The organism is Paraburkholderia sp., assembly GCF_049581445.1.
Classification (GTDB): domain Bacteria; phylum Pseudomonadota; class Gammaproteobacteria; order Burkholderiales; family Burkholderiaceae; genus Paraburkholderia.
Window position 1 is genome coordinate 19,955 of sequence record NZ_JBAURZ010000153.1, and the last position, 8,985, is coordinate 28,939.

The window sequence follows — 8,985 nt, forward strand, 5'->3', positions numbered from 1 at the left end:
GCTCACAACTAGCCGCGCACTTCCTCGCCAGCCGTGTCCTTGATTTCCGACCACACCCGGCGCTCAAATTGATCGGCCGGAACCGGTTGAGAATACAAAAAGCCTTGAGCAAAGTCGCAACCCACACCGGCGAGAAAATCGCGTTGATCGATCGTTTCCACGCCCTCGGCAATCACTTTCAAGCCCAGTTTGTGCGCGAGCATGACCATTGCTTCACAAAGCGCCTGATTGTCACCGTCAAAGCCAAGGTTCTGCACGAATGAACGGTCGATCTTGAGATAGTCGATGTCGAAGCGCTTCAGATAGGCAAGAGACGAGTACCCCGTCCCAAAGTCGTCAATCGAGATTCGAATCCCCGCATCGCGGAAGGTGAGTAACTTCTCGTTCAGTTCGGCGTCGAGTAACAGCCCTTCGGTTATTTCGATCGCAATGCTCTGTCCAGGCATTCCTTCCCGAACCAGGTAATCGGACCATTGAACACAAACCAGGTTGTCTTGACGAATCTGGACGGGCGACATGTTGACGCTGATCTGAAACGAAGGATGGAATCGGCGGCGCCATTGACCCACCTGGCGCACCGCCTGTTTGAACACCCAGTCGCCGATCGGAACGATAAGCCCTGTGTCTTCCGCCAATGCGATGAACTCCAGCGGACTGATCATGCCGCGCTCGGGGTGCAGCCAGCGAATCAGCGCCTCAGCCTTGTAAATTTCGCCCGTCGCCAGGTCGACGATGGGCTGGTAATAGACCCGGAACTGTTCGCCAAGCAGGGCCGCACGCAGATCGTACGTGAGACGCACGCGCTTTTCCGCCGCTACTTGCAAGTCACGCGTGAAGTAACTGAAACGGTTGCGCCCGGCGTTTTTGGCGGCATACATGGCCTGGTCAGCGTTTTTGAAGAGGATATCTAATTCACTCGCATCACCGGGGTAAAGCGTGATGCCCACGCTCGCCGAAATGAAGGCTTCATCGGGGCCGAGCTTGAAAGGTTCGGCCAACCTGGCGATAACACGCTTCGCGATTTCTTCGATGCTTTGGGTATCGCCCAACTCGGGCAGAATGACCGTAAACTCGTCGCCGCCCAAACGGGCAACGACGTCAGAGTCGCGCACACACGAGATGATGCGCTTCGCGGCCTCGATCAGCAGGATGTCACCCGTATCATGGCCCAGCGAGTCGTTGACCTCCTTGAAGCGGTCGAGATCAATCAGCATCAAGGCCATCGGACGTCCGGATCGCCGCGACAAGCTGGCTTCCTGGTCGAGACGGTCATAAAACATCTGGCGATTGGGGAGCTGGGTAAGCGCATCGAAATTGGCCTGTTTCCAGATCGTTGCCTCGAACGCCATCCGGTCCGATAGATCGCGGCCTACCGCCAAAACGGACTTCACGTGGCCCAGGTGATCAATCTCTGGAGTCAGGCGGATATGGCTACACTGTTCCTGTCCGTCCTTGCTGAACCATTTCAGTTCGAAATGGCTGCTTTTTCCGCTTGCAATGGTCTCGCTGATCTTCTTCTCATAGATCAGCGCGTTTGCTCCACCCGGCACTTCTGAGGGCCGCTTGCCGAGCGATTCGCCAAGGCTGCGTCCCGCCGACGCACAGAACGCGGGATTGGCATAGATGCGCCGGAGTTTGCGGTCGTAGCGCGTAATCGTGTCGGGTGAGTTCTCGATTAACGTGCGCGACTCCTGCTCCTTCGTCACAAGTTCCGCCGTTCGCTCAATGACGGTCTGCTCAAGGGAAGCGTTGATCTCGTTGATCTTCTGGATCTTCTGCCTGATCGCCGCACTCATGCGTTCAAAGCGCTGCGCCAGTCTGCCGAGTTCATCCTTGGCGCCAGCATCCGTGGGTGCGTCCACCAAGGCGTCCATCTCGGCCCCCGCATCGCTGCCGGTGTTGTGCATCTTGCGCACCAGTTCTTTGAGCGGCGCAGAGATGCTGTGCGAAATGAAGTAGGCGAGGAAGATCGATAGCAGGAAACCCGAGATACCAACCAGCACGATCTGATTGCGCACAGACTGTGCCTCGGCCGTCAGCTTCTTTTCCGGAATCGTGCTGACCACGAACCACGACGTCCCGGGAATACCGGTGTACGCGGCAAGATAACGGCCGCCACGCTTGCTATCGAAGTCGACGAAACCACGGTACGCATCGCGCGGTTCGGCGTTGGCAATTTTTTCGATCAGGCCTGGCTCGGCCGTGCTGTCGGTCGCCATGGAGGTGCCGTCCGCACGAACGATCAACTTGTCGTTGCTCGCATCAAGGACATAGATCTCCGTGCCACTGCCCAAAGCGACGTCGTCGAAAATCGACGAGAAGTATTCGGGGCGAATAACCAGAACCAGATTGCCGATCGGCAGATTGTTGCTCTTGCCGATGATGGCACGCACCATCCCGAGATTCTGTTGTCCGACACCGTTGTCGTAGCTGCCCCAGTAAGGTCTGCCATTCTCAGCGGGAGCGTGCTCTATCAGGCGTATCACACCCTGCGTCAGTTGCGCGAACGCCTGGGTGTCCATGATGCGGTTGTTCTTGTCGAGCAGATATTTCTGGTTAATGAAGTCAACTGATCCGTAGTGATCCAGGAGCAATCGGGTCATCTCCTGGCGCGCCTCGATCTGCTCCTTTTCGGTGCCGTTTGCGGCCAGCGTCAACGCGTCCTGAACTCGATCAGAGAGAACCAGCAAGCTGCTCTCAGTGTCGATCTGCTCCATGCGCAACGAAATGTTCTTGGATACCTGCTTGACCACCTCTTTCGAGAATATCTCCGCCTTCTGTTTGATCGCCGCGGTCGACTCCACATACGATATGTAGCCGGAAATCAGTATCGGTATCAGCGAAAGCAGGATGAACGCGGTGATGAGCCGGTAGCGAATTTCCACACGGCGCAGCAGATCCAGCGAGAAGTAGGCGAATGCGCTTCGCAGCCAACCGATGAGTGAGCTCATTTGTAGTGCATCTTTGCTTCATTCTTGACGGACTCATCCAGCAGCTTTGCCGCCTGCCTGGGGGTGATCTTACCGAACAGAACATCCTGCATCAATCGATGCAACCGCTCGATGGAATTAGAGGGCAGCACGGAATAGTACGGGCGGCCAGTCACAGGATAACGACTGACCATGTTGGTGTAATCGATCATCTTCTGATCACTCACCAGCGTCCCCGGGCCCTGCCTGAACGGGGGAATGTTCTGGCGCTTTCTTTGGAGAATGGAGAACCCCTGGCCGGCGATAAACTCAAGAAAACGCATAGCTGCGGCTTTGTTCGGCGTCTCGAACACGGCGAACCCGGTTTCGCTACCAATCACCGGCACCACCCGCTCACCAGGGGCATTCCAGGGGGGAATGAACACGCCCACTTCGAAGGGGTTGCCGTGGAGCAAAAGGCCCGCGGCCCAACTGCCGTGAAAGGCCATCGCGACCTTGCCCTCCTTGAATAGCCGAATGCCGTCATCGTAACCGGTCGCCATGAACGATTGCTGTACGAAACCTCGTTCCGGTATCAGCTTGATCTTGGCAAAAATGTCGGCCACCTGAGCGGTGTCCAAATTCAGCGTGCCGTCGCTGATTTTGTTCTTCCAGTCCGGCTCGTGCGCCACTACATTGTTGGCAAAGCCCGAACTGAAGGGGCCATTGCCGAGCATATTCGGGAAGCCACCGTTCCACATGACAGGTGTAAAGCCCGCACGCTTGAGCTGTTCGCAAACCGCCAGAAACTCGTTGAAATTGGTTGGCAGTGCTTTGATGCCCGCCTTCGCGAACATGTCCTTGTTGTAATAGATCAGCGTGGTGGCCACGCCGCCCGCTATTCCAAAGTGCCTGGCCTGGCGGCTCGTCCAGTCCTCTTTCAGAGGGTCGAGCATGTTGTTCCATGCTGATGTCTTACTGACGTCGGCGAGGAACCCATGATCGGCCAGGTCGGCAGCGTAGGGATTCGGGTTGATACTGACCAGATCAGGCACGTTGCCAGAGGCAATCCGAGGTTTGATATTTTCTTCGACGGAATTGCCAATCATGAACTGCACATTCACGTGCACATCCGGATTCAACCGGGTAAATTCAGCCGCAATCTGAAGCATCTCCTCTGGCCAGTCAGGAGCCCAGATCAATGCGGTGATGGTGGTACTCGCCGGCTCGTTCGCGCTCGACGAAGCCTGGTCGCGCTGGTGGCACCCACACAACGAAAGAAGAATGAGGCAGGCCAAGGCCGAAAGCCAGGAGGTCAACTCATTTCGTCGCACTGGGGTTCACTTTTCAGGTTTTGGGTGGATTGCTTGACCCTAAGCAAGCGACGCGATCGGCCCGACGCCCCATCAACGAAGGACGCGCAAACGATTCTGAAGAGCCGGTGCCTGCTCAGCATATCGGCAACGGACGCAAATACTTTAACCGAAGCAAGCCCCATCTCGAGGCCGCGCAGCTTGCGATCCATCGCAAGATTGGACACGGCCAGAGCATGGACGGCACATCGCGCCGGACTATTTCAGTAGTATGATCGACCGCCAAAATTGCCGAGCGTTAGGAGTGAGTGACCCGTATGAAATATGCCACCAGTGAGGAAAGACAATGGACTTGGGTCCGGGCGGCACTTTCTCTTTCTCGACCGTTGGGCACGGCTTGCGCATTGTTCGGCCTGTTGGCTCTGGCAGGATATCTCAGTGGTATCGAAACACTCTACCGGCCCATAGCCGGCGGCCCCGCAACGCATCCGCTGACCGCGTTATGTGTGTTTTTTCTTGGTCTCGGCGTTGGGGTAAACACCCGCACTCAGCGTGGAATCTGGTTTCAGCGTCTGCTGGCGCTGCTGGTCATTGGTATCACCACCATTCGACTCAGCGGAGCTATCTTCGGTACCAATTATTCTGTCTGGATAACGCCCTTCCAGGATAAAGTAATCCGGGACCAGCAAATGGGAATGAATAATAGTATGGGGGTCAACACGGCCATCATGCTTTTAAGCATTGCCATCGCGCTTTTGATTCACAGTTGCAAAATGCCCAAGCTTTCGCAGACGCTTGCATCACTTACCGTCGCCATTCCCGTTGTGTCCTTTACGGGGTATGCCTATGGGATTGAACGCTTCTATGGGCAAATGTCATTACTCTCGGCAACCGCCGGATTTGGTTTGGCCTTTGCAACCTTGACGCTAAAGGCGAATTGCGGCGGTTTGCGTGCGATCCTCAGTCCTTATATTGGCGGGAGAATTGCGCGCGTACAGGTCCTGGCGGGTTATCTGATACCGACTGGTCTCGGTTATATACTCGTCAAGTCCTTTATGTCGGGCTCCGAGCAAGCGCAGAGCCTGTTTGGCATCTTTGTGGTGGTTATCTGCTGGTTCATCATTTTGATGGTTAGTATTTCCGCCATCTTTCATGAGAAGGCTGATTTCGCACGCCGCCAGGGCGAAGCCCGACTAGTCGCTGTCGCCCTCAGTGACTCACTGACAGGCTTGCCCAACCGGAGGAAGTTCTTTGAATCAGCGCAGCATGAAATCAATCGCATCCAACGTACCGGTAATGATCTTTGGGTATTGATGATCGATCTGGATTACTTCAAGAACATTAACGATACCGCCGGACATGCTATTGGTGATCGGGTCCTGGTGGCCGTGGGTGCGTTGCTGGCGCAGTCTGTTCGCAAAGTGGATCTGGTTGGACGCCTCGGTGGCGAGGAGTTCGCTGTCATCGTGACGGACACCAATCAAGGCGGCTGTGAGCGTGTGGCGGAATATATCCGGCAGAATGTCGAAGCGCTTCAAGTGCCTGGATGGACCGATATTTACGGGCCGGTTACGACTTCCATCGGATGCGCGAAATTAAGCGCCACGGAAACGCTGGAGGGCGCTCTGAAAGTAGCTGACGCGGCGCTCTATCAAGCCAAAAGAAATGGCCGCAACCAGGTGTCATTGATTGCCGCGACGTCACCCGTTGTTGAAAAGGAAATGCGCTAGAAAACCGGGACCTTGCAACAATCCCTGTTTCCGAAGGGAAAATTCCAGCATCGCTCCACGGGATCAGATCCTTGCGAAGGCTGCGCTCCCGTCCCAATGTTATGATCGGAAACATCGCACGCCACCAGGCCTGCCATCGTCCCGACACCCCATGGATACCCATCTCACCAAATCCACCGAGCCGTCCACCTCGGACCTGGGCCGCCGCGTGCGTGCCGCGCGCCAGGCGCAAGACCTGACGCTGGAAACCGCAAGCCGTTTGTGCGGCGTGTCGCGCTCGACCTTGTCGAAAGTGGAAAACGGCTTAATGTCGCCGACTTTCGATGTGCTGCAAAAGATCGTGCTTGGCCTGAAGATCGAAATTGGTGAGCTGTTCGGCTCGACGCCGAAAGTCAGCGCCGGCGGCCGCCGGGCGCTGACCCGCAAGGACGCGGGCCAACGCCATGCGTATCGCGGCTATCAGATGGAGTTGCTGGCAACGGACCTCGCCCACAAGGCGATGCTGCCATTTCGTATTCGCATCTCCGCCCACACGCTCGACGCGTTCGATGATTGGGGCCGTCATGAAGGCGAAGAATTTCTCTATGTCATTAGCGGCAATGTGTGCCTTTACTCCGAGCTCTACGCGCCCACCCATCTCAGCGCGGGAGACAGCATCTACTTCGATAGCCGCACAGGTCACGCCGCCGTTTCCACCAGCGAAGAAGACGCCGAAGTCCTGTGGATGGCCACCAGCGCCGACATCCCGCAAGCACCTGTGGATTCATCGAAGAAGTAAGCGCAGCAGAAGTGGTTACCTTTGCTGCCTCGCTCGCAACGATTGCGCAACGGGTCGAGACGTTTCAGCGGTTCTCTGAACCACGCTGTTTGCGCCCAGGATTCGCATCGCATTGGCTGATGCCGCGCAGAGACGGCTTCAACGTGCCTGCGCCAACGCGCTCAGATTGCCTTCACCGAAACCGTGGTGTCCCTTGCGTTGCACGATCTCAAAGAAGATCTCGCCAGCCCGGCGACGGACAAAGGTCTGGAAGAACAGCAGCGGCACACCGTCGGCGCCGATTTCCCCATCTACGAGAATCCGCCCGCGCTTGAGCCGTTCGAGATCGAGCCCATGTCCGGGCAATCGCGCATCGATCTGCTCGTAGTAGCGCGGCGGCGGCTCGACGAGTTCGATACCGTTGGCGATCAGTTGCTCGACGCAACCGAAGATGTCGTCGGTGGCGAGCGCAATATGCTGGACACCCTCACCCGGATGATCGGGCAGATACTCGTGCATCAGGCTGGTACGGCGCGTGCCTTCCTCGTAAAGCGGAATGCGGATCGCGCCGCAGGGCGACACCATCACCCGCGATTCAGCCGACACATGCCAATTGGCGTGCAGCTCGTGAATCTCGCGGAAGTTGAGCAAGTCGCGATAGAAATCGAGCCATTCCTGCATCCGGCCCGCGCCGACGGTTTGCGTCAGATGGTCGATGGCGATGAGACCCGTCCCAGCGTGACTCAGGTCGGCCTGAGCGGTGCCGATCTCGACAGGACGGAAGTCGATGTCGAAGATCGAAATATCGCCGAGACCGCCTTGCTGGCCACCCCGGCCGCGCCAGCGGTCGACGAAGTAGATATGCGAATCACCGATACCCTGGATGGCCGGAATCAGCAATTCGCCCATACCGATCTTCTCGCCTTCAAAGGCCCAGGCGCCGAGCTCGATCGCGCGGTCAAAGGCCCGCTGCGCATCGGCCACGCGAATGCCCACTGCGCAGACGCCCGCGCCGTATTCTTCGGCATAGCGCGCAGCAAACGAATCCGGCTCCGCATTGAGCAGAAAATTCATGCCGCCCTGGCGATACAGCGTGACGTCCTTGCTGATATGGCGCGCAATTGCCTTGAAGCCGAGTTGCTCGAAGGTCTGCCCGAGTCCCTGCGGATCGCGCGCGGCGAATTCCACGAACTCGAGACCCGCTGTGCCAAGCGGATTGTGCTCCGCGTCCGACACCGCCTGCTGTGCGGCGTCCGGGGTGGGCAGATCGCTGGGCATGGCATTCTCCTTGTACATACGTTCGACGCTCTTCCTGATGTTGTATGCAGGCCATCGCGATTGCGCAACGTTGCGGCGCAACGGCCCGAAATCGCGACGTATCCGCGTGCCACCTCTTGCAACCGCCACGAACGCGTGCGCACCGTGTTTGTACACCGGGGACGGCACCGCCCGCAACTGCATTGTGTACTGTATGGTTCAAACCTGAGCGTGACGCCGCGCTTCGCGCTGAACGCATGCAGCGCTACTGCGTGTTTTCGCCTGGCGCATCAGCTTGCTTTGGTCCGGCGCTTCGGCTCTCTCACCCGCGTATGCGACGCCGATGCTGCCATGCGCTGCCGCGCGATCGTGCGCAGCGCGTCGATCAACGCATGGCCCACCGGCGACGGCTGGGTATCGGAGCGGCGGATCAGCCCGACCGGCTCATCCGTACCGGCGAACGGCAGCGGCAGACGTACCAGCATGCCATGTGCCAACTCGTATTCGACCGCACTTTGCGGCACGAACCAGACCGCGTCATTCTCCAGCGTGAGCGCCCGTCCCACCGAGACCGACAGGACTTCCACGAAAGCCGACAGCGGCGGCACGCCCCACGCCGCCAGCAGACTCTCGGCGGATTGCCGGATCAGCGTGCCGAACGGCGGCACGACGACCGTATAGCCTTCCAGTAACGCCGCAGGCAACCCGGCGCTGATGGCGAGCGGGTGCCCCGCGCGCACGACCGCAATCAGCGGCTCGCTAAATAACTGCTCGAAGGTGAGGCCCACCATGCGCTCAGGGTCGGCCAGCCGCCCCACGGCAAATTCAATACTGCCCGCTTTCAACCGCTCCAGCAATTCAGCGTTGGAGCCGGTCGCAAGCCGCACGATCACACGCGGCCACTGCACCGCGAACAGCTTGAGCACCGGCGGCGCCAGCGCGCTCGCAATGGTAGGCAGAATCCCAATCTCCAGCGTGGCGGCAGCCGCCCCTTCGGCACGCGCCAGCAGGTCGACGCC

The 8,985-nt window shown here is 58.2% G+C and carries 6 protein-coding genes; 2 read left to right on the top strand and 4 right to left on the bottom strand.

Annotation, left to right across the window (positions count from 1 at the left end; translation table 11 throughout):
* Nucleotides 1-8 precede the first annotated feature (8 nt).
* Both WCA85_RS14455 and WCA85_RS14460 read right to left on the bottom strand, forming a co-directional pair.
* Nucleotides 9-2,951, bottom strand: coding sequence for a bifunctional diguanylate cyclase/phosphodiesterase (locus WCA85_RS14455; protein WP_424064933.1), 2,943 nt, complete (start codon nt 2,949-2,951; stop codon nt 9-11).
* Nucleotides 2,948-4,183 (bottom strand): ABC transporter substrate-binding protein, encoded by a 1,236-nt coding sequence (locus WCA85_RS14460; RefSeq protein ID WP_424064946.1) that lies wholly within the window; start codon nt 4,181-4,183, stop codon nt 2,948-2,950. Before WCA85_RS14460 ends, WCA85_RS14455 begins: the two co-directional genes overlap by 4 nt.
* 356 nt (nt 4,184-4,539) lie before the next feature.
* Between WCA85_RS14460 and WCA85_RS14465 the strand changes: the two genes are divergently transcribed.
* On the top strand, nt 4,540-5,952 hold the full coding sequence (locus WCA85_RS14465; RefSeq protein WP_424064935.1) for a GGDEF domain-containing protein: 1,413 nt from the start codon (nt 4,540-4,542) through the stop codon (nt 5,950-5,952).
* A 151-nt stretch (nt 5,953-6,103) separates the two neighbouring features.
* Nucleotides 6,104-6,730, top strand: a complete 627-nt coding sequence (locus WCA85_RS14470; RefSeq protein WP_424064937.1) for a helix-turn-helix domain-containing protein — start codon at nt 6,104-6,106, stop codon at nt 6,728-6,730.
* Nucleotides 6,731-6,868: 138 nt separating this feature from the next.
* On the opposite strand, the gene WCA85_RS14475 is transcribed toward WCA85_RS14470, so the two are convergent.
* Both WCA85_RS14475 and WCA85_RS14480 read right to left on the bottom strand, forming a co-directional pair.
* The gene (locus tag WCA85_RS14475) at nt 6,869-7,987 is read right to left on the bottom strand and encodes a 4-hydroxyphenylpyruvate dioxygenase family protein (protein ID WP_424064938.1); all 1,119 of its coding nucleotides are present in this window, start codon (nt 7,985-7,987) and stop codon (nt 6,869-6,871) included.
* Nucleotides 7,988-8,256: 269 nt separating this feature from the next.
* A partial coding sequence (locus WCA85_RS14480; protein ID WP_424064940.1) for a LysR substrate-binding domain-containing protein occupies nt 8,257-8,985 on the bottom strand: 729 nt, incomplete at its 5' end.

What these genes read in the sequence shown, in the direction of transcription:
- WCA85_RS14455 (WP_424064933.1), bottom strand. Translation starts at nt 2,951, where the DNA reads ATGAGCTCACTCATCGGTTGGCTGCGAAGCGCATTCGCCTACTTCTCG.
- WCA85_RS14465 (WP_424064935.1), top strand. Translation starts at nt 4,540, where the DNA reads ATGAAATATGCCACCAGTGAGGAAAGACAATGGACTTGGGTCCGGGCG.
- WCA85_RS14470 (WP_424064937.1), top strand. Translation starts at nt 6,104, where the DNA reads ATGGATACCCATCTCACCAAATCCACCGAGCCGTCCACCTCGGACCTG.
- WCA85_RS14475 (WP_424064938.1), bottom strand. Translation starts at nt 7,987, where the DNA reads ATGCCCAGCGATCTGCCCACCCCGGACGCCGCACAGCAGGCGGTGTCG.